Raw genomic sequence first — 19,275 nt, forward strand, 5'->3', positions numbered from 1 at the left:
TCCCCTGTAACCTTCCGCCGCGCAGGCGGATCGACCATCGAGCCTGTTTGTCCGGACCTCAGGCGCGTCGGTAGACGAACACGCGTGCCGGTGGCAGGTTCAGCCAGGCGGTACCCAGCCGCTCGCAACGCAGTCCCAGGTCCTCGGCGACTTCCGGCGCCACCGGCGGCGCCAGCCCGTAGGTGTACTGGACGAACACGCCTTCCGGATGCATGGCCTCGAACGCGGCGGCCATGATGGTGCGCTGCACGGACACCGGCATCGGCAACAGCCCCAGGCTGCTGACCACCGCATCGCCGTGGCCCGGTTCGAACGCGCCATGCTGGAGCAGCAGCTCGTCCAGTTGCCGCGCGTCGCCGCAGGCAACCCGGACGCAGGGAAACTCCTGCAGCAGGATCTCGTGCAACACGGGGTTCATCTCGACCACCAGCAGGTGGTCCGCGCCAGCCGGGCGATCGACCAGCGCACGGGTGATCGCGCCGGTGCCGGCACCCAGCTCCACGACGCGACGCGCGCCTGCGGGAAGGGCATCGACCATCAGGGACGCCAGCTGACGCCCCGACGGCGCCACCGAGGACATGGCGAGAGGGTTCTTCCACCACTGCTGAATGAAGGTCATCCAGCGTGGTCGCGAGGCAGCCGCCTCATCAAGCGCCGGGGGACTTACCCCGACGATTTCCATGTCATCCATGTTCTTGGCTTCTTGGGTTCCCCTTGAGGCCACTATTATGCCACGTGAAAATTATGTGTACGCCCGTGGGACGGCTGCGTCAGGCGATCGCCGGGTAGGTCGGCTCCACGTCCAGCGTCGAGGCGCACACCGCGGCCAGTTCCAGCAGACGCAGATCCGAACCGCGCGCGCCGACGAACTGCATGCCGATCGGCCGGCCATCGGGCAGCGCGCCCATCGGGATGCTCACCGCCGGACAGCCGGCGAGGCTGGCGAAGCTGGTCAGGTCGGCGACCGAATCGGGCGCGGGACCGTCCAGCGGGAACGCACCCTGCGGCGTGGTCGGCAGCACCAGCACGTCGATCTGCGCGAACAGCCGGCGCATCTTCAGCGTCGCCGCATCGAGCACGCGGTCGGCGATGGCGTAATCGGCCGCGCTCTTGCGCTCCGCGTAGCCAAGCATCTCGCGCAGGCGCGGCGAGACCGGCCGCGCGGTATCGGCCACGTCGGCGGCGAAGGTGCCGAGCATCTCCGCCTCCATCAGCAGCAGGCCGGCGCGGCGCGTGCGCGCGAAGTTCCAGTCGGAGAAATCCACCGTGCGCCGCTCGCCCAGCTCGCGCGGCAGGCGCGCAAGCGCCGTCTCGAACACCTCGATCACCTCCGGCTGCACACCCACCGCCGCCAGGTCCGGCAACAGGCCCGCGCGCAGGTTGCCCGGCTCCCAGTCCGGCGGCGAGAAGGCGACGCGGCGCCGGCGCGAGCGCGCGTCGTCGGCGTCGTAGCCGGCCAGCACCTGGAGCAGCACGGTCAGATCGTTCGCGCTGCGCGCGAGCAGGCCGACGGCATCGAGCCGGCGCGCCGCCGGCAACATGCCGCGGGTGGAGATCTCGCCATGCGTCGGCTTGAGCGCATACACGCCGCAGTAGCTGGCCGGAATGCGGATGGAGCCGAGGCTGTCCGAGCCCACCGCTGCCGCCGCCAGGCCGGCGGCTACCGCCGCGGCGGCGCCGCCGGACGAACCGCCGGCGCTGTAGCCATGCCTGTACGGATTGTGCGTGGGCCCGTGGTGCGGGTTATCGGTGGCCGCGCCCAGCGCCGCCTCGTCCATGTTGGTCTTGCCCACCAGCACCGCACCGGAGGCGCGCAGGCGCGCGACCACGTGGGAGTCTTCCTGCACCGGCGCTTCACGCCCCGGCAGCCCGGCGCGCGTCGGCCAGCCGGCCATGTCGAAGTTGTCCTTCAGCGCGATCGGAATGCCGTCCAGCCGACCGAGCACGCCGTCGCGGCGCCGGTGGGTGGCGGTGCGCGCCTGCTCCTGCAGCAGGCCGGGGCGCAGGTCGACGTAGGCATTGAGTTCCGGATTGATCCGCTCGATCGCCCCCTGGTAGGCATCGGCCAACGCCTGTGGCTGCACGCGTCCTACCGCCAGCCAGTGCAGCAGCTGGCACACGCTGGCGCGGCGCAGGTCGATGTCGGCGAGCGGTGCGGGTGAATTCATGCCTCATCCTTTGCGGTCGATTCCCCGATTATCGCCACGGGCCGCAAAGCGATTGCAAGCGGTCGTTGGTGAAGAGTCCGGTTTGCCGCCGGCCGCGCGAAACCGGACAATGCCGCTCCTTCCTTATATGTATGCAGCACGGAGTCCGCCATGAGCGAACGCGAAACGATGGAATACGACGTGGTCGTGGTCGGCGCCGGCCCGGCCGGGCTGTCGTTCGCGATCCGCCTCAAGCAGTTGCAGCCGGATACCACCGTCTGCGTGATCGAGAAGGCCTCCACCGTGGGCGCCCAGATCCTCTCCGGCGCGGTGATCGAGCCCGGTCCGCTGGACGCGCTGCTGCCCGGCTGGCGCGACAACCCGCCGCCGGTCTGCGTGCCGGCCGGCGAGGACGAGTTCTGGCTGCTGACCAAGACCGGCGGCCGCAAGCTGCCGGTGCCGCCGGGCATGAACAACCACGGCAACTTCATCGTCTCGCTGGGCGCCATGTGCGCGTGGCTGGCGCCGCAGGCCGAGGCGCTGGGCGTGGACGTGTTCCCCGGCTTCGCCGCCGCGGACAACATCTATAACGAGGACGGCTCGGTCGCCGGCGTGCGCATCGGCGACATGGGCGTGGCCAAGGACGGTACGCACAAGGCCGGCTATACCCAGGGCATCGACATCAAGGCGAAGGTCACCGTGCTCGCCGAAGGCGCGCGCGGCAGCCTGACCAAGCAGCTGATCAAGCGCTTCGCGCTGGACAGGGACTCGGACCCGCAGGGCTACTCGATCGGCATCAAGGAACTGTGGCAGGTGCCGGCCGGCCGCGTCACTCCGGGCAAGATCGTGCACAGCTTCGGCTGGCCGGCCGACAACGACACCTATGGCGGCAGCTTCCTGTACCACCTGGATGGCGACCGCATCGCGCTGGGCTACGTCAGCGGCCTGGATTACCGCGACCCGAACTACAAGCCGTGGGAAGCCTTCCAGCAATGGAAGAACCACCCGCACGTCAAGCCGCTGCTCGAGGGCGGCACCATCCTCTCGGCCGGCGCACGCGCCATCGTCACCGGCGGCTACCAGTCGCTGCCGAAGGTCGAGATGCCCGGCGCGATCCTGATCGGGGACACCGCGGGCCTGCTCAACGTGCCCAAGATCAAGGGCACCCACCAGGCGATCCGCAGCGGCATGCTCGCCGCCGAGCACCTGGCCGCGAACGGCCTGAATCCCGCCGGCTTCGACGCCGCACTGCGCGCCTCGCCTGCGATGGCAGAGCTGAAGCAGGTGCGCAACATCAAGCCCGGCTTCAAGAAAGGCCTGTGGTTCGGCATGTTCAACGCCGCCTGGGAAACCGTCACGCGCGGTGCCTCGCCCTGGACGCTGAAGAACAAGCCGGACTGGTCCTCGCTGGAGAAAATCGGCGAGTACGAGGAACCCAGGCGTGACTACGTGACGCGCGAGCTGCCCCCGCGCGACCGCCTGGCCGGCGTCTACTTCGCCGCCACCGAGCACGACGAGGACCAGCCGATCCACCTGCACGTGGCCGACACCACCATCTGCGTCGACCGGTGCACCGCGGAGTACGGCAACCCGTGCACGCGCTTCTGCCCGGCGAGCGTGTACGAGATCGTCGAGGATGAGGCAGGCAAGCGCCTGCAGATCAACGCCGCCAACTGCGTGCACTGCAAGACCTGCGACATCAAGGACCCGTACGAGATCATCACCTGGGTCACGCCCGAGGGTGGCTCGGGTCCGAATTACCAGAACATGTAATGCCCCTGCGCGACGCACACCCGAGGACCCGACCCTGAGCAGTACCTTCCGCTGGCACCTCCGCCGCGCCCGCTACCTGTTGCAGCGCGTGAGCGGCAGCATGGCCCAGCGCGGCCTGCGCGGCACCATGGATCGCATCCGGCAGGAACTGCGGCCGCGCCGGCAGGCCGCCGCCACCTTCGATGTCGAACCGCTGGGCAGCGGCGTGCCGCCTTCGGCGTTGCCGTGCAGCGAAGCGCCGCGGGTCTCGGTGATCATCCCGGTGCACGGCAAGCTCGAGTACACCGTGGCCTGCCTGCGTTCGATCGCACGCCATGGTGCCCGGACGCCGTTCGAGGTGATCGTCGTCGACGACGCGTCGCCCGATGAGACGGCGCAAGTGCTGGCCGGCATCGGGGGCCTGCGTCTGCTGCGCAATGCCGCCAACCTCGGCTTCATCGGCAGCTCCAACGCGGGCGCCGCGGCGGCGCGTGGCGAGTATCTGCTGTTCCTCAACAACGACACCCAGGTCACGCCGGGCTGGCTGGACCGGCTGCACGACTGTCTGGCCGAGGAGCCCGGTTGCGGCATCGCCGGCAGCCGGCTGGTGTATCCGGACGGACGGCTGCAGGAAGCCGGCGGCATCGTGTATGCCGACGGCCAGGCCTGGAACTACGGCCGTTTCGAACTGCCGGACGACCCGCGCTTCCTCTACCGCCGCGATGCCGACTACGTGTCCGGCGCCAGCCTGATGATCGACGCCGCGCTGTTTCGTGCGATCGGCGGATTCGACGCACGCTACGCGCCGGCCTACTGCGAGGACATGGACCTGGCGTTCGCGGCGCGAGCGGCCGGCAAGCGCGTGCTGTACGAGCCGGCCAGCGTGGTGGTGCACTGCGAAGGCATCACTTCCGGCCTGGATCCCTTCGCCGGCGTCAAGCAATACCAGCAGGTGAACCAGGCCAAGTTCGTCGACAAATGGCGCGCTGCGCTCGAACGGCAGCCGCCCGCCCGCACCCGCGTGGAGGAAGCGCTTGGCTGGAGCCGCAGACACATCCTCATCGTCGACGCGCTGACCCCCGACCCCACGCGCGACTCCGGTTCGCTGCGGCTGGTCAACATCATGCGGCTGCTGCGCGAACGGCGCTGGCAGGTCAGCTTCATGGCGGACAACCGTCGCGCCACGCCGGCGGAGATCGAGCGGCTCGGGCGGCTGGGCGTGCGCGTGCTGTGCAAACCCTGGACGCCGCCGCTGTCGGCCTGGCTGGCGCGCGAAGGCCAGGGCCTGGACGCGGTGATGCTTTGTCGCCACTACATCGCCCTGCCCCACCTGTCGCTGGTGCGCCGCCTGGCGCCGCGCGCGAAGGTGTTGTTCGACACGGTGGACCTGCATTTCCTGCGTGAGCAGCGCGCCGCCGAACACGCCGCCAACCCGGCGCTGGCAAGGCAGGCGCAGGCCTCGCGACAGGCCGAACTGGGGCTGATCCGCGCCGCCGACGTCACACTGGTGGTCAGCCCCATCGAGCGCGAGCTGCTGATGGAAGAGCTGCCGCAGGCACGCGTGGAACTGCTGTCCAACGTGCATGACGTGCCCGGGCGCAGCCGCGGCTTCGGCGACCGGGCAGGCCTGATGTTCGTCGGCGGCTCCGCCCACCCGCCCAACATCGATGCCATCGAATGGCTGGCGAAGGACATCTATCCGCGCATCCGTGCGCGCCGGCCCGACATCGAGCTGCACCTGATCGGCGACATGCCCGGGCCCGAACGCGCGCGCCTGGCCGCCGCCGGCATCCGCGCGCACGGCCGGGTCGAGGAACTGGATCCGTGGCTGTCCGGCTGCCGCATCGCGCTGGCACCGCTGCGCTACGGCGCCGGCGTGAAAGGCAAGGTCAACATGGCGATGAGCCACGGCCTGCCCGTGGTGGCCACCTCGATCGCCGCCGAGGGCATGAACCTGGCCGACGGGCAGGACGTGCTGGTGGCGGACGATGCCGAGGGTTTCGCCGAGGCGGTGTTGCGCCTCTACGACAACGAAGCGCTGTGGATGCGGCTGTCCGAGGCCGGCCTGGCCAACGTCCGACGGCATTTCTCCTTCGACGCTGCACGCCAGGCGCTCGACCGCGCCCTGGCCTGAGCGAACGCCGCGGCGACACCCCGCATGCGGTGCTCACGCTAGAATGGGCGTTTCGGGCGCCTCATGGCGCTGCATCCAAACGCAAGGACCCCATCGATGAAGATTCTGGTCGGCTACAAGCGCGTGGTGGACTACAACGTCCGCATCCAGGTCAAGCCCGACGGCACCGGCGTGGTGACCGAGGGCGTCAAGCTTTCCGCCAATCCGTTCGACGACATCGCCCTGGAAGAGGCCCTGCGCCTGCGCGAGAAGGGCGTGGCCGAGGAAGTGGTGATCGTCGGCATCGGTCCGGCCGACCTTACCGCGCATCTGCGCAACGGCCTGGCGATGGGCGCCAACCGCGCCATCCACGTCACCACCGCCGATGCCATCCAGCCGCTTACCGCCGCGCGCGTGTTGCTCAAGCTGATCGAGAAGGAGCAGCCGGGCCTGGTGATCCTGGGCAAGCAGGCGATCGACGACGACGCCAACCAGACCGGCCAGATGCTGGCCGCGCTGTGGGATCGCCCGCAGGCTACCTTCGCCAGCAAAGTGGAGATCGCCGATGGCAAGGCGACGGTAACCCGCGAGGTCGACGCCGGCCTGGAAACCATCGAGGCCGACCTGCCCGCCGTGATCACCACCGACCTGCGCCTCAACGAGCCGCGCTTCATCAAGCTGCCGGACATCATGAAGGCCAAGTCCAAGCCGATCGACGTGATCGAGTTCGGCTCGCTCGGCGTCGACGGCGGCGACCACCTGAAGACCACCCACTACGCCGCGCCGCCCAAGCGCAGCCGCGGCGTGATGGTGAAGGACGCGGCCGAGCTGGTCGCCACCCTCAAGCAGAAAGGCCTGCTGTAAGCGGCCGCCGGGAACTGGAGAGAAGACATGAGCAAGATCCTCGTCATCGCCGAACACCTGGACGGCAAGCTCAACCCCTCCACCGCGCGCGCGGTGAGCGCCGCCGCGGCGGCCAAGCCCGAGGCCATCGACGTGCTGGTGCTGGCCGAAAGCGCCGACGCCATCGCCGCCGAGGCCGCGAAGATCGAAGGCGTGAGCCGCGTGCTCACCGCTAGCCGCGCCGAGAACGCGCAGGCGCTCGCCGCCGTGCTGGCGCCGCAGGTGGCCAAGGCCGCCGCCGGCTACAGCCACGTGTTCGCGCCCTCCACCACCTTCGGCAAGGATCTCGCCCCGCGCGTGGCCGCGCTGCTCGGCGTGGCGCAGGTCAGCGACGTGATGTCGGTCGAGGGCAGCCACACCTTCAAGCGCCCGATCTACGCCGGCAACGCGATCGTCACGGTGGAAGCCGATCCGGCGCAGACCGTGGTGGCCACCATCCGCACCGCCTCCTGGCCGGCTGCCGCCACCGGCGCCAACAGCGCCCCGGTCGAAGCGCTCAACCTCGACGTGGCGCTGCCCTCGCACACCCGCTTTGTCGAGCTCAAGCAAGGCAAGAGCGACCGCCCGGACTTGCAGAGCGCCAGCAAGGTCGTCTCCGGCGGCCGCGGCGTCGGCTCGAAGGAGAACTTCGAGATCATCTACAAGTTCGCCGACCGGATCGGCGCGGCCGTGGGCGCCTCGCGAGCCGCGGTGGACGCCGGCTACGTGCCCAATGAAATGCAGGTAGGCCAGACCGGCAAGATCATCGCGCCGGAGCTGTACATGGCGATCGGCATCTCCGGCGCCATCCAGCACCTGACCGGCATCAAGGACGCCGGCACCATCGTGGCGATCAACAAGGATGCCGAGGCGCCGATCTTCGAGGTGGCGGACATCGGGCTGGTGGGCGATTTGTTCAAGATCATCCCGGAACTCGAACAGGCGCTGGGCGCATAAGCGCCACCCGGGAAACGCCGCGGGTTTCTCCTACCGCGGCGCGTGATGGCCATGCCATCATCGGCGGACTGGAGGGAGAGACCGATGAGACGCTGCCTGTCCTGCGGCACGTTGTTCCGTGCGGAAGCACACACGCAGCCCTGCCCGGGATGCGGACAGGCCGTGGCCGTGCTCGAAGGCGTGTCCTGCTACGCGCCGGAGCTGGCGCGCGAGTCGTCGGGCTTCAATCCCGAAGGGTTCGCATGGCTGGCCCAGCGGGAGAGTGGGCACTTCTGGTTTCGCGCCCGTTCGGAACTGATTGCTTTCGTAGTGCGCAGGTACTTTCCGGCGGCGCGGAACTTTCTGGAGATCGGCTGTGGCACGGGCTTTGTACTGAGCTCGCTGGCGCAGCGTTTTCCGAACCTGGCCATGAGCGGCAGCGAGATATTCATCCAGGGTCTTGGCTTCGCTGCCCAGCGCATGCCGGATGCCGACCTGTTCCAGATGGACGCACGTCACATTCCGTTCCGCAACGAGTTTGACCTGCTGGGTGCGTTTGACGTGATCGAGCACATCGAAGAGGACGAAGCGGTACTGCGCGAAATCCATGCGGCGGTGGTCCCTGGCGGTGGGGCCATCTTCACCGTGCCGCAGCATCCCTCGTTGTGGAGCGCGCAGGATGAACATGCCTGCCACAAACGGCGTTACCGCCGGGGGGAGCTGGAGGCCAAGCTGCAGCGAGCCGGTTTCGAAGTACTTTTCTCCACCTCGTTCGTGAGCCTGCTGCTGCCCCTGCTCTATCTGTCCCGACGAAAAAAGCGCGTCGGGGACGAGCTTGCCATCGAGGATGAAATGTCGGTGGGTACTGCAACCAACCAGATCCTGTACCGGTTATTGCAGGCCGAGGGCGCGCTGATCCGTGCCGGCCTGCGTTTTCCAGCCGGCGGGTCGCGACTGGTGGCGGCGCGAGCCAAAGCGAATTGAGCGAGACGCAGGGCAACGAGACACCGACGGCTTTCGAGACCATGGATACCCAATCATTTCCTGAACTTTCGGTGGTGATCCCCTGCTATCGGACAGAACGCGCCTTGCCCGAATTGCTCGAACGGCTGCATCGGAGCCTGGAGGCCCTGGGCCAGTCGTACGAGATCGTGCTGGTCGACGACTGCTCCCCCGACGCCACGGCCACCGTCGCCGCTGCAGAGGTTGCACGGCATCCGCACGTGCGATTCATCGAACTGATGTTCAACGTGGGCCAGTTCCGCGCGTTGATGTGCGGCTTTGCACATGCGCGTGGACGCTACGTCGTCACCATGGACGATGACCTGCAGCACCCGCCGGAGGAGATCGGGAAGATCTACCGGCATCTGGCCGAACATCCCGAACTCGATGCAGTGTTTGGCGCCTATATCACCAAGCAGCACTCCTCCGGCCGCAACCTGGGCAGCCTGTTCATCCGTACGGTCAATATCTACGTCTTCGGCAAGCCACCGGGCCTGGTGATGTCCTCGTTCCGTTGCCTGCGAAGGGAACTTGTCGACACGCTGCTCGCGCATCGCACGCGCTATCCGGTCATCGGCCCGCTGATCCTGAGCAGCACGCGCCGTATCGCCAATGTCCCGGTGCAGCACGACGCCCGGCGGCACGGGGTTTCCAACTACCGGTTCGGGCGCCTCGTCCGCACCACGCTGGACAACGTGTTGAACTTCAGCGCTCTGCCCTTGCAGATCATCTCGATGGTCGGCGTGGGCGTGGCGGCGGTCAGCGTCATCGTGGGTGCCGTGTTCCTGGCCATCCGCCTGCTGCGCGGCACCGGCGCCACCGGCTGGACCAGCCTGTTCCTGGCGATCAACTTCTACGGCGGGCTGAGCCTCCTGGCTGTCGGTATCATTGGCGAGTACCTGATCCGCATCCTGGGTGAAAGCAAGGGGCAGCCGCTCTATATCGTGCGTCGCCAGTTCGGCGAGAGCACGGGGGCAGCGACGCAGCGGACCGGTGAAAACACGACCGCCGGCACGAGCCCCTGAGGTCCAGCACCTGCGCCGGACCCACTGGCCATCGCCGGCCCAAGTCATTGGAGATACTAGCTATGGCCGGCTGGCCGGAAAGCCTGGAAGCGATGCTCGAGCGCGTGGCCGCCGAGTTTCGCATCGCCCGTATCACCCGCCCCGAGTTGCTGCGATCCGCACGGCAGACCGGGTTCGTCTGGACGCGCCAGCCCGGCGTGGTATGTCTGGCGGCGAACCGTCATTACCTCTCCCTGGCACGCGCCAATCCGGATGTCGCTGTCGTCGTCACCAGTGAAGAGGTGGCCCGCAGGGACTTCGAGGCTGCGACCCCGTGCCTGATCGTTTGCGACCGACCCGACGAGCTCTACCTCTGGATGCACCTGCACCAGCAGACACCTACGGGGACGGCCTCGCCGCAGATCGACCCAACGGCGACCGTCGATGCTTCGGCCGTGCTGCACGGCGATGTACGGATCGAGGCCGACGCCTGGATCGGACCCCGCGTAGTCATCAGTGGCCCGGCCGTCCTCGGCCGCGGAGTTCACGTAGAAGCGGGCGCCATCATCGGCTGCGACGGGCTTTATGCCAAGGACGTGGCCGGCAGGCGCCGGCACATTCCCCACTACGGTGGCGTGGCCATCGGCGCGGACGCCTTCATTCACGCCGGTGCGGTGATCGTGCGGTCGGCCATCGCAGGCGAAGCGACCTCGATCGGACCGGAAACTCACGTCGGCGTGATGGCGAACGTGGGACATGATGTCCAGGTGGGTGCGCGCACCACCATCTCCAGCAACGTCGTCATCGCCGGTCGTGCGCGTGTCGGTGCGGACGTGTGGATCGGTGCGTCGGCCACGCTTTCCAACGCGGTGTCGGTCGGCGACCGCGCCAAGATCCGGATCGGCTCGGTGGTGGTGCGGGACGTGGCCGCCGGCGCGGACGTATCCAGCGGCAACTTCGCCATCGATCACGCCCAGGCGATGCGGGCCTATACGAGGGAGGCGACCCGTGAGAAGCGATAGGCATTTCACCTTCAAGGCAAAGCGCGACTACCTGCACAGCACGTCGCTCTTCGATGACCTGGTGGCTTTCCGCGGCGCTTCGCCACGTCAGATCGACTTCCGCTTTTCCCACAAGACCGGCAAGCAGGTGAGCTATCTCGATACGCTGCCTGGACCCGCGGACGTGCTGGTCGCCGAATGGTCGGACGCCGACGGGCGCCTGTACGTGGTCGAGCGCAATGAACCGATCCGGGAGGCGGTGGGCTACGACGAGGCGGCGCTGGTTTCCCGATTCGCGCTTGACGGCCGCACGGTGCACATCCCGGCCGAGCTCGGCGGTTTCAGCCGAATCGACGCGCTGGTCGCCGGTTTCAAGCACTTGCTGCAGCAGGTTTCGCCGCTCGACGCAGGCCGCAAGCACGCCTTCGTCCGTATCCGCCTCGCCCACGTACCCGAGGGTGCCACCAGCATCACCTACGCGCGGGACATCGGCGCCTTTTCCCAGGGGGACATCCTCGAGGACGGCAAGTTGCTGGGGCAGATTTTCTTCGGGATCTGGACATGATCGGCATCCGCGCCATCGGCAGCTACATCCCCGACACCTGCGTTTCCAACCTCGACCGGGCAGGCGAAGCGGGCAAGGATGCAGCCTTCATTACCGACAAGATCGGCTTCCAGTGCCTGGCGCGTCGCGCGCCGTCGCAGGAGTCCTCCGATCTGTGCGTCGAGGCCTTCGCCGATCTGAAAGCGAGGAACAACCTGGACCCGGCCGCCATCGATTGCGTCATCGTCTGCACGCAGAATCCCGATGGCCACGGCATCCCGCATACCTCCGCGGTAGTGCACAAGAAGCTGGGCATGGGCAACCAGGTCGCCAGCTTCGACATCTCGCTCGGCTGTTCGGGCTATGTCTACGGCCTGGCGGTGGCGACCGCCTTCATGCAGACCAATGGCTTGCGCAATGGCCTGCTGTTCACCGCCGACCCGTATTCGAAAATCCTCGATCCGTCGGACTGGGACACCGAGTTGCTGTTCGGCGATGCCGCCACCGTGACGTGGCTGACCGACGAACCGCTCTACGCCTGCCGCCCGGCCATGTTCGGTACGGATGGGAGCCTTGGCCACTCGATCACGGTGCCCGCGCCGGGCGAAAAGCTGCGCATGCTCGGCAGCAACGTTTTCAAGTTCACCATGACGGTGGTGCCCGAACAGATCCAGCGTTATCTCGAACGGGAAGGCCTGACGGCGGACGGGATCGACCTGTTCCTGCTCCACCAAGGCAGCCGCTTCATCGTGGAAAGCATGGCCAAGCGCATGGGCCTGCCCCTGGAGAAAGTGCCCTTCGGCGCCAGCCGGACGGGCAACACCGTATCCTCCTCGATCCCGCTCCTGCTCGGGGACCACATGGACGCGCCACCGCCACGCGTGCTCATGAGCGGCTTCGGCGTCGGCCTGTCGTGGGCTACAATGGTGCTTGAACGCATCCGGGGACCACACCAGTGATCAGCAAGGCCGAATTCCGCGAAGCCGTCATCGACAGCATCAAGAAGATCAAGAACGTGGACACGGTCGACCTCGGCAACGACGAGGAATTTTCGGTCGCAGGGCTCGATTCGCTCGACGGCATGGACCTGGTGCTGCAAGTCGAATCGAAGACCGGCATCAATTTCGGCGAGTTCGACTTGTCCTCCGCCAATACCATCGACAAGTTCTACGCCAAGGCGCAGGAGCTGTCGGCCTGACACCTGCCGGGCGGCGGTGGCGCTCCCGGCTTCGCATCCCCTCGTTGTCCGGCTCGACCTGCCGCCGGCGCGGACCGGCCGTTCACCCACGAAGACGCACCGTGCCATGGGCCCTTCCGCCAAACCCACCCTCCCCAACAACACGCTGCTGCTTGCACTGGTCGGGATCAACATCGTCCTGCAACTGACCAGCGCATCGCTGATCAAGTACGCCGCAGGACTGGACCACGCCCGGATCTGGGCCTTGCTGGGTGTCCTGTCCGTGGTCATGACGCTCAGCCTGGGCCGTTTTGCCGCCTGGCATGCGATGCATCGGCGTTTTCCGGTGAGCGTGGCGTATCCGGCCACGGCACTGTTTTTTCCCTGCCTCGTCACGCTGGCCTGGTTCCTGGGCGAGCCGGTTTCGTTGCGGCAGGCGCTGGGGGCGGTGCTGGTCACGCTGGGGGTACTGATGCTGATCCGCACGGACGCCGAACAGGAGGAAATCACCGCATGAGCGGGTGGCTCTTCCTGCTGCTCACGATCCTCGCCACGGTGACGGCACAGCTATTTTTCAAACTGAATCATTTGGCCGGCCGCCGCTTCTATCTGCTGGTTGCGATCGGTCTGTTCTGCGCGGCCGTGCCATGTACGCTGCTTGCCACCCGCGACCTGGGCATCGGTCGGGTCTACATCGGGGCGGCGCTGTCCTATGTCCTTACGCCGCTGGCCGCGGTGTGGCTGTTCGGCGAACAGCTACGCCGGTCGCAGTGGACAGCGCTGGCGGTTATCGTGGCCGGCATTGCCCTCTACAGCGTTTGAGTTCCGCAGGGAAACCGAAGATGAAGATTCCTTTCAACCGGCCTTACATGACCGGCCGGGAACTGGCCCGCATCGGCGAGGCACACGCCAAGGGCCACCTATCCGGCGATGGCGAGTTCACCAAGGCCTGCCATACGTGGCTCGAGCAGAACACCGGTTGCCGTAAGGCGCTGCTGACCCACTCTTGCTCCGGCGCGTTGGAAATGTCGGCGCTCCTGCTCGACCTGGAGCCGGGCGATGAAGTCATCCTGCCCTCCTTCACTTTCGTCTCGACGGCCAACGCGTTCGTGCTGCGCGGCGCCACGCCGGTATTCGTCGACATCCGCCCGGACACGCTCAACATCGACGAACGGCTGATCGAAGCGGCGATCACCCCAAAGACCCGCGCTATCTGCGTGGTCCACTACGCAGGGGTATCTTGCGAGATGGATACGATCATGGCGATCGCACGGCGCCATGGCCTGGTCGTGATCGAGGACGCGGCGCAGGGCATTCTGTCGACCTACCGCGGGCGGCCCTTGGGCTCTATCGGTGCACTCGGTGCGCTGAGCTTCCATGAGACCAAGAACGTCGTTTCCGGAGAAGGCGGCGCGCTGCTGGTGAATCGGCCCGAGCTGATCGAGCGCGCGGAAATCATCCGCGAGAAAGGCACCAACCGCAGCAAGTTCTTCCGCGGCCAGGTCGACAAGTACACATGGGTCGATACCGGTTCCTCGTACCTCCCGGGCGAAATCATCGCCGCGTTCCTGTCCGCGCAATTGGAGGCGGCCGAGGCGATCACCGAACGAAGGCTGTCTATCTGGAACCACTACCACCAGTGGGCCGCGCCTCTGGAAGCCGCGGGCCTGGTTCGGCGGCCGATCATTCCTGACGAGTGCGTGCACAACGCGCACATGTACTACCTGCTACTCCCCAGCCTCGATGTGCGCACGCATTTCATCCAGAGCCTGCGGGACGAGGGGATCGTTGCCGTCTTCCACTACATCCCGCTCCATTCGTCGCCGGCCGGACAACGGTTGGGCCGTATCTCAGGGCCGATGGGTGTGACCGACAAGGTCAGCGATTGCCTGGTGCGCATGCCCTTGTGGCTGGGTCTGGAGGACCACCTGGACGAGGTCCTGGCCACAGCGCAGCGCGCACTGGTCTCGGCAATCGAACGAGCGGCTTGAACATCCCGGTCGGAGATACGATGGAACTGCATGCCTTACGGAACGCCATGTTGACGCGCTGGAAGGCGAGCTTGGACGCCTTGTGCAACGCATCGGAAGCCTGGGGTTGGCTGGTGCTGGTCGTGGCGTGCGCAAACGTCACCGCCTTCGTCGTCAACTACAGCAACCCGGTCGTTTCTAGTGACGCCTGGTATTTCCTGGATACCTTCGTACGCAAGGCGCTGGATGGGACTCTGACCATCGGCGACTACTTTGCTCGACGGGTCGGACTGGATCATGCACAGCCGTTGCGCAAACTGATCCTGCTTGGCGAACTGAACTACTTCCATCTGGACTTCCGCACCGAAGCTATGCTCGGGGTGGCCTGCGCATTGCTGTGCCTGCTGATGATACGGAAGGTCATGCGCTGGGTAGACGGGCCGGCAGTGGCGAGTCCGGTGCTGCTGTGGGCTGCTGCTATCACGGTGGTTTTTTCCCTCAATAGTTCCGGGGTCTGGACGTGGCCACTGGTGTGCAGCGCCTACACGACCTACGTGCTGTTGTTCGCGTTCTGCATGACACTCTGGCGCGGGCTTGCAAATGGCACCCTCGGTTGGCTGATCCTGTCGGCGCTGATTCTGGACCTGGCGGCCGACGATACGGCGATGCTCGCCACGGCCGCCGCATGGTTGGCGCTCGGCGTCGTCGCGCTACGTTCTCCGCAAGTCCGGCCCCATGCCTGGAAATGCGCTCTGGTGTTGCTGCTGTGCCTGGTGGTTGGCCGCATCGCACTGGCGATGCTCTACCACGTACCGGATTACGCAAGCATGCCGCTTGGCGCACGGGTCGCTAAACTGGCCAGTGCATTCGTCGATGGCGGCTGGTGGCAATGGTGGGCAATCCCGCTCGCTTCCTCTGTTGCCTACATCCTTCCGCTGCAGTCCATGGTCGGCGACGGTGCGCTGGCGGTCCAACTCGTCATCGGCGCCCTTCTCGCACTTGCGCATCTATGGTTCTGGTGGCGCGCACTCCGCAAGAGCCCCATCAACGCACCGATGTTTGTCGGCGTGCTGCTGATGCTGTTTTTCTATGCACTCCTGGCCGGCATCATCTATGGCCGGATCCCCACGTACGGCAACGGTTACCTCAACCAATCCCGCTACGTGATGTTCTATGGCTTCAATCTCATCGCGCTGCTGCTCATGTGTGCCGGTGACATGCGCACGGTGCAGGCATCCACTAGGGCAAAGGGGTTTCTTGTCGCCTCCGCCTGCATCGCACTCGTCGCGCTGCAGTTGCCGTACTCCGCCAAGGCTTGGCGAAGCGCGCCGTATGGGTCGCTCTATCACCAGAAAATGGCCCGGCAGATCTGGTACATGGCCGATCACGGCACGCTGCCCCCCGAGAAGTGTCTGCCGCTTCTCACTGTCTGTGGTTACTCGGAGCAGACGCGCAAGGATCTCATCCACATGTTGCAGGTGCATCGACTGAACGTGTTCTCGCCGGAATTCCAGCGTGCGAACCGCATGATGAGGAAGCCGCCACCGTACTGAGGCGGCGCCTCTTTCAGCCTCCGCGAGCCGCCTGCAGAAGCTGGTGGCAGCGTTGCAGCAATCCCGCCGCAAGGCTTGACCAGCCGAACGCACGCGCCTGTTCCTTGCCCAGGCGAAGCTGCGCCTGCAGCGACGGGAACGCATCCGGCATACTGGCCAGCAGTCCTCCGATGGCTTCCGCCGTGTTGGCGCACGACCAGCCCACGCCCCACTCGGCGAGCAGGGGAACCACCGGATCGTCTCCGGTCGATGCCAGGTGCAGGATGGGCTTGCCGCTCCCCAGATATTCGTAGAGCTTGCCCGGTATCTGGGCCTCCAGCGCGTTGCCGATGTTCACCAGAACGTCGCATTCCAATTGCATGCGCAGCACCACGTCGTGCGGCTGTTCGCCCAGGAAGGCGATGCGGCCACCGCTGCGCGCGGCCATCGCCAGGTACTTGGGATCCACTTCCGGCGCGGCGATGGTCAGGCGGATGCCGGGAACGGCACAGACCGCCTCCAGCAATGGCGCGGGACTGCGGAAGGGATAGAACCGGCCCGCGTACAGAAGGTGCAGCGGACTGTCGGGTGACCGCGGGACAACCGCCGACACCGTGGTCGGCAGTGTGTCGTCGAAGCCCTGGGTCAGGACCTGCACCCTGGAAGGGTCGATTCCATGCCGCTGGATCAGCAGTTGTCGCGTGCGTTCGGTGGTGACGCTGAGCGCGGTGGCCCTGCGGCAGACCTGACGCTCCAGTCGGAACGCGCGTCGGCGCCAACGTCCGGGCGTGTAGGGCGCCAGCACGGGATCACCCAAGTCGGCCAGCCATACCGGCACGCGGGCCGCCACCGCCAGGCCGAGCTGCAGCGGTGCCGGCGGTTCATGCGAGCTGATGAGCACGTCGGGGGCGAGCTCATCGAGCAGCCGATCGAGCGCGCTTTGCGCCGGGTGCCGCCATTGCCCGCGGCTGTCGGGATAGCAATAGAGGGAAATGAGCCGGTCGAGCAGGCGATACAGGCGTCCCTTCCAGTTCAAGCGGAGTGCCTGCGTCTGCCTGCCCCGAACGCGCGCATCGTCGGTTCCGGGCGTTGCGGCCTTGCGCCTGCGCGCGAACCAGGCAGCCAGCCCGCCGGCGTCGCATCGATGCACCACGACGCCCTCGGGCACCGGCAGGGACGTGCAGGGAGAGCCCGGCAGGTCAGGCACCAGGACATGTACCGAGGCCCCCTGCCTCGCCAGTTCACGGGTCAGGTAGTACCAGCGGATCGCCTGCGGCGAGGCAAGGGGCGGGTAGTTGTAGGCGAGCAGGAGGATGCGCATGCTTTGGACCGCGGTTGTCCTGCGTAGCTTGAAGGTCGGCCGCTTCCGCCACGCCGGCGCCGCCGCTAGGGTGCTCCGGCCAGCTCCGTGGGACAGCGCGCCTCGATCGTCAGCGTCTTGCGGCAGTTCACCGCCAGTCGGGCCGCATTGAAGACCACCTGGCCGTAGGCCGGGACATCCGCCTGTGGATCCTGCTGGATGGTCTTGCGCACTTCGGCCTCGATGGCAAGGTAACCGTCTTCCGGCAACCCGATCGTGTCGAAGACCAGTCCCGGAAGGTCATAGGCTTTCAGATCCAGCGCGTGGGCGGTCAGGTTCCTGTTCGAGAGCAGCACGTAACGGGTGTGCTGCGCCGGCCCCGGTTGCCCGTCGTCAAAGCCGACCTCCTGGAAAGCGTGATGCAGCGAGGGCAGATGGTCGCCGTAGAACAGCAACACCGTCCACCGCGGCCTCGCGAGCAGACGGGCGGCGAAATCGCCCAGCGCGCGGTCGCCATTGACCAGGTGCGAGAGATAGTGGGTGAGCTCCAACCGTGCTTCGTTCGAGAGGCCTTGTGGAATCGGCCTGTCCTTGAGGATCTTGCCGAAGTCACCGACGTCGCCGCCCCACGGCCCATGGTTTTCCATCGTGATGGCCATGACGAACTGCGGCTTGTCCGTGTGCTTTTCCAAAGTGGAGAGCACGTGGTCGAACAAGGCCTGGTCGCCGACGTAGTAGCCGGCATGCGCGGCGTCCTTGAAGCTCTCTTCGTAATCGGTGTGCTTGAAACCCAGCAGCGGCATCACTTGGGAGCGGTTCCAGAAACTGGACTTGAACGGGTGCAGCAGTCGCGTCTCGTAACCGAACTCATGCAGCCGGCGCGGCATGCTCGGCATCCAGCTGGCCGCCAGCCCGTAGTAGGGGTAGGCCACCGCGGGGAATGCCTGAACCGGATAGCCGGTCAGCGTCTCGAACTCGGTGCGTATCGTGCCGCCGCCATAGGCCGGCGTGCCGAGCGCGCCGCTGATGCCCTGGGCGGAAAGGCGGGCGAAGTTTGGCGCATAGTCACCGAACTCCACGCCCTTGAGCAGACCGGGTTCGAAGAACGCCTCGCTCTGCACGATCACGATGTCCGGAAGTTCGGCCGGCACCGCGCGCTCGGTCCGGGCCTTCAGTTCCTGGGCGTGCGCCGAAACGAAGGTGCGCACTGGCGCAGCGTTCGCCTTCGGGATCGTCACTCGGGCTTCCTGCGACAGGCGCACCAGGCCCGCCATCAGCCCGTCGCGCCTGACGCCCTCGATGGGGTGCCAGAGCGGGAAGGCCGGCATGTGCTGGTCCGCGTAAGCCGTGCGCAAGGGGCCGTCACCGTGGAACAGGGTAACCAGCCCGACCAGCGCAACCACCAGCGCGGCCAGGCGCGGCGCGACGGCCAGCCGGTTGCTGCGCTCCAGGCGCCACAGCCAGAACAGCGCCAGCAGGCCGAGCACCGCGGCAATCCACGGCAATGCACTGTGCCCCAGGTAACGGCCGAAGAACTCCAGGTTGTTCGCCAGTTGGTGGCGCAGCACCACGTCGCCGGGCAACAAGGGCTCATTCATGTTGAGCTCCTTGATGGCATTTACGCGGAAAATGGCGAGCACCAGGCCGCCGGTCAGCAGAGCGGTGACCAGCGCGCGGCCGCTGAGTGCCAGGACCAGCAACGCGAGCAGGACGAGGGGAAGCGCATTACGCCACAACAGGATGCCGGGCAACTTGGCGACGGCGGGGTCCAGCCACCACACCAGCGCGAAAGGCACGATCACCACCGCGGCCAAGACAAGGCACGATCGCCCTGTTATCGACCGCCACATGCGCTGCATGCGCCCATCCGGCTGCGCCATCTCCTGCCCCCTGCCCGCAAAAGCGGAGATATTAC

General features: G+C 66.7%; 18 protein-coding genes. 14 read left to right on the forward strand and 4 right to left on the reverse strand.

Annotation, left to right across the window (positions count from 1 at the left end; genetic code table 11):
• Nucleotides 1-58: 58 nt before the first annotated feature.
• Together AAIL17_RS06950 and AAIL17_RS06955 are read right to left on the reverse strand one after the other, a co-directional pair.
• Complete coding sequence (locus AAIL17_RS06950; RefSeq protein WP_424682100.1) at nt 59-619, reverse strand: class I SAM-dependent methyltransferase; 561 nt, start codon at nt 617-619, stop codon at nt 59-61.
• 151 nt (nt 620-770) lie between these two features.
• Nucleotides 771-2,168 (reverse strand): amidase, encoded by a 1,398-nt coding sequence (locus AAIL17_RS06955; RefSeq protein WP_424682101.1) that lies wholly within the window; start codon nt 2,166-2,168, stop codon nt 771-773.
• A gap of 150 nt (nt 2,169-2,318) precedes the next feature.
• Here AAIL17_RS06955 and AAIL17_RS06960 point away from each other — a divergent pair, with 150 nt between their 5' ends.
• From AAIL17_RS06960 to AAIL17_RS07025, 14 genes are all read left to right on the forward strand, one after another.
• On the forward strand, nt 2,319-3,920 hold the full coding sequence (locus AAIL17_RS06960) for a 4Fe-4S dicluster domain-containing protein (protein WP_424682102.1): 1,602 nt from the start codon (nt 2,319-2,321) through the stop codon (nt 3,918-3,920).
• A gap of 100 nt (nt 3,921-4,020) precedes the next feature.
• Nucleotides 4,021-6,033 carry a glycosyltransferase gene (locus tag AAIL17_RS06965; RefSeq protein ID WP_424682103.1) on the forward strand — a complete coding sequence of 671 codons (2,013 nt, stop codon included), beginning with the start codon at nt 4,021-4,023 and terminating at the stop codon, nt 6,031-6,033.
• A gap of 96 nt (nt 6,034-6,129) precedes the next feature.
• Nucleotides 6,130-6,876, forward strand: a complete 747-nt coding sequence (locus AAIL17_RS06970; RefSeq protein WP_424682104.1) for an electron transfer flavoprotein subunit beta/FixA family protein — start codon at nt 6,130-6,132, stop codon at nt 6,874-6,876.
• A gap of 27 nt (nt 6,877-6,903) precedes the next feature.
• Complete coding sequence (locus tag AAIL17_RS06975; protein WP_424682105.1) at nt 6,904-7,851, forward strand: electron transfer flavoprotein subunit alpha/FixB family protein; 948 nt, start codon at nt 6,904-6,906, stop codon at nt 7,849-7,851.
• An 84-nt stretch (nt 7,852-7,935) separates the two neighbouring features.
• Complete coding sequence (locus AAIL17_RS06980) at nt 7,936-8,814, forward strand: class I SAM-dependent methyltransferase (protein ID WP_424682106.1); 879 nt, start codon at nt 7,936-7,938, stop codon at nt 8,812-8,814.
• The gene (locus AAIL17_RS06985) at nt 8,811-9,857 is read left to right on the forward strand and encodes a glycosyltransferase family 2 protein (protein WP_424682107.1); all 1,047 of its coding nucleotides are present in this window, start codon (nt 8,811-8,813) and stop codon (nt 9,855-9,857) included. The genes AAIL17_RS06980 and AAIL17_RS06985 overlap by 4 nt, the downstream gene beginning before the upstream one ends.
• A 62-nt stretch (nt 9,858-9,919) precedes the next feature.
• Nucleotides 9,920-10,858 (forward strand): DapH/DapD/GlmU-related protein, encoded by a 939-nt coding sequence (locus AAIL17_RS06990; protein ID WP_424682108.1) that lies wholly within the window; start codon nt 9,920-9,922, stop codon nt 10,856-10,858.
• Entirely contained in the window at nt 10,845-11,402 is a 558-nt protein-coding gene (locus AAIL17_RS06995; protein ID WP_424682109.1) for a hypothetical protein, read from the forward strand. Before AAIL17_RS06990 ends, AAIL17_RS06995 begins: the two co-directional genes overlap by 14 nt.
• Complete coding sequence (locus AAIL17_RS07000; protein WP_424682110.1) at nt 11,399-12,340, forward strand: ketoacyl-ACP synthase III; 942 nt, start codon at nt 11,399-11,401, stop codon at nt 12,338-12,340. Before AAIL17_RS06995 ends, AAIL17_RS07000 begins: the two co-directional genes overlap by 4 nt.
• Complete coding sequence (locus AAIL17_RS07005) at nt 12,337-12,579, forward strand: acyl carrier protein (protein WP_424682111.1); 243 nt, start codon at nt 12,337-12,339, stop codon at nt 12,577-12,579. Before AAIL17_RS07000 ends, AAIL17_RS07005 begins: the two co-directional genes overlap by 4 nt.
• Nucleotides 12,580-12,685: 106 nt before the next feature.
• The gene (locus AAIL17_RS07010; protein ID WP_424682112.1) at nt 12,686-13,075 is read left to right on the forward strand and encodes a hypothetical protein; all 390 of its coding nucleotides are present in this window, start codon (nt 12,686-12,688) and stop codon (nt 13,073-13,075) included.
• The gene (locus AAIL17_RS07015; protein WP_424682113.1) at nt 13,072-13,380 is read left to right on the forward strand and encodes a DMT family transporter; all 309 of its coding nucleotides are present in this window, start codon (nt 13,072-13,074) and stop codon (nt 13,378-13,380) included. The genes AAIL17_RS07010 and AAIL17_RS07015 overlap by 4 nt, the downstream gene beginning before the upstream one ends.
• 20 nt (nt 13,381-13,400) lie before the next feature.
• On the forward strand, nt 13,401-14,549 hold the full coding sequence (gene rffA / locus AAIL17_RS07020; RefSeq protein WP_424682114.1) for a dTDP-4-amino-4,6-dideoxygalactose transaminase: 1,149 nt from the start codon (nt 13,401-13,403) through the stop codon (nt 14,547-14,549).
• Between the two features lie 20 nt (nt 14,550-14,569).
• Nucleotides 14,570-16,081 carry a hypothetical protein gene (locus AAIL17_RS07025; protein WP_424682115.1) on the forward strand — a complete coding sequence of 504 codons (1,512 nt, stop codon included), beginning with the start codon at nt 14,570-14,572 and terminating at the stop codon, nt 16,079-16,081.
• A 13-nt stretch (nt 16,082-16,094) separates the two neighbouring features.
• Here AAIL17_RS07025 and AAIL17_RS07030 read toward each other — a convergent pair whose 3' ends face one another.
• Nucleotides 16,095-17,381, reverse strand: coding sequence for a glycosyltransferase (locus AAIL17_RS07030; protein WP_424682116.1), 1,287 nt, complete (start codon nt 17,379-17,381; stop codon nt 16,095-16,097).
• Nucleotides 17,382-17,446: 65 nt separating this feature from the next.
• The gene (locus tag AAIL17_RS07035; RefSeq protein ID WP_424682117.1) at nt 17,447-19,219 is read right to left on the reverse strand and encodes an LTA synthase family protein; all 1,773 of its coding nucleotides are present in this window, start codon (nt 19,217-19,219) and stop codon (nt 17,447-17,449) included.
• Nucleotides 19,220-19,275 lie beyond the last annotated feature (56 nt).

Origin of the sequence: Frateuria sp. YIM B11624 (genome assembly GCF_049727805.1) — a bacterium.
In the GTDB taxonomy this organism is placed as follows: domain Bacteria; phylum Pseudomonadota; class Gammaproteobacteria; order Xanthomonadales; family Rhodanobacteraceae; genus Frateuria_A.

Bases quoted from the DNA above. Each gene is read 5' to 3' on its own strand.
- AAIL17_RS06950 (WP_424682100.1), bottom strand. From the start codon at position 619: ATGACCTTCATTCAGCAGTGGTGGAAGAACCCTCTCGCCATGTCCTCG.
- AAIL17_RS06955 (WP_424682101.1), bottom strand. From the start codon at position 2,168: ATGAATTCACCCGCACCGCTCGCCGACATCGACCTGCGCCGCGCCAGC.
- AAIL17_RS06960 (WP_424682102.1), top strand. From the start codon at position 2,319: ATGAGCGAACGCGAAACGATGGAATACGACGTGGTCGTGGTCGGCGCC.
- AAIL17_RS06965 (WP_424682103.1), top strand. From the start codon at position 4,021: ATGGCCCAGCGCGGCCTGCGCGGCACCATGGATCGCATCCGGCAGGAA.
- AAIL17_RS06970 (WP_424682104.1), top strand. From the start codon at position 6,130: ATGAAGATTCTGGTCGGCTACAAGCGCGTGGTGGACTACAACGTCCGC.
- AAIL17_RS06975 (WP_424682105.1), top strand. From the start codon at position 6,904: ATGAGCAAGATCCTCGTCATCGCCGAACACCTGGACGGCAAGCTCAAC.
- AAIL17_RS06980 (WP_424682106.1), top strand. From the start codon at position 7,936: ATGAGACGCTGCCTGTCCTGCGGCACGTTGTTCCGTGCGGAAGCACAC.
- AAIL17_RS06990 (WP_424682108.1), top strand. From the start codon at position 9,920: ATGGCCGGCTGGCCGGAAAGCCTGGAAGCGATGCTCGAGCGCGTGGCC.
- AAIL17_RS07000 (WP_424682110.1), top strand. From the start codon at position 11,399: ATGATCGGCATCCGCGCCATCGGCAGCTACATCCCCGACACCTGCGTT.
- AAIL17_RS07010 (WP_424682112.1), top strand. From the start codon at position 12,686: ATGGGCCCTTCCGCCAAACCCACCCTCCCCAACAACACGCTGCTGCTT.
- AAIL17_RS07015 (WP_424682113.1), top strand. From the start codon at position 13,072: ATGAGCGGGTGGCTCTTCCTGCTGCTCACGATCCTCGCCACGGTGACG.
- rffA (WP_424682114.1), top strand. From the start codon at position 13,401: ATGAAGATTCCTTTCAACCGGCCTTACATGACCGGCCGGGAACTGGCC.
- AAIL17_RS07025 (WP_424682115.1), top strand. From the start codon at position 14,570: ATGGAACTGCATGCCTTACGGAACGCCATGTTGACGCGCTGGAAGGCG.
- AAIL17_RS07030 (WP_424682116.1), bottom strand. From the start codon at position 17,381: ATGCGCATCCTCCTGCTCGCCTACAACTACCCGCCCCTTGCCTCGCCG.
- AAIL17_RS07035 (WP_424682117.1), bottom strand. From the start codon at position 19,219: ATGCAGCGCATGTGGCGGTCGATAACAGGGCGATCGTGCCTTGTCTTG.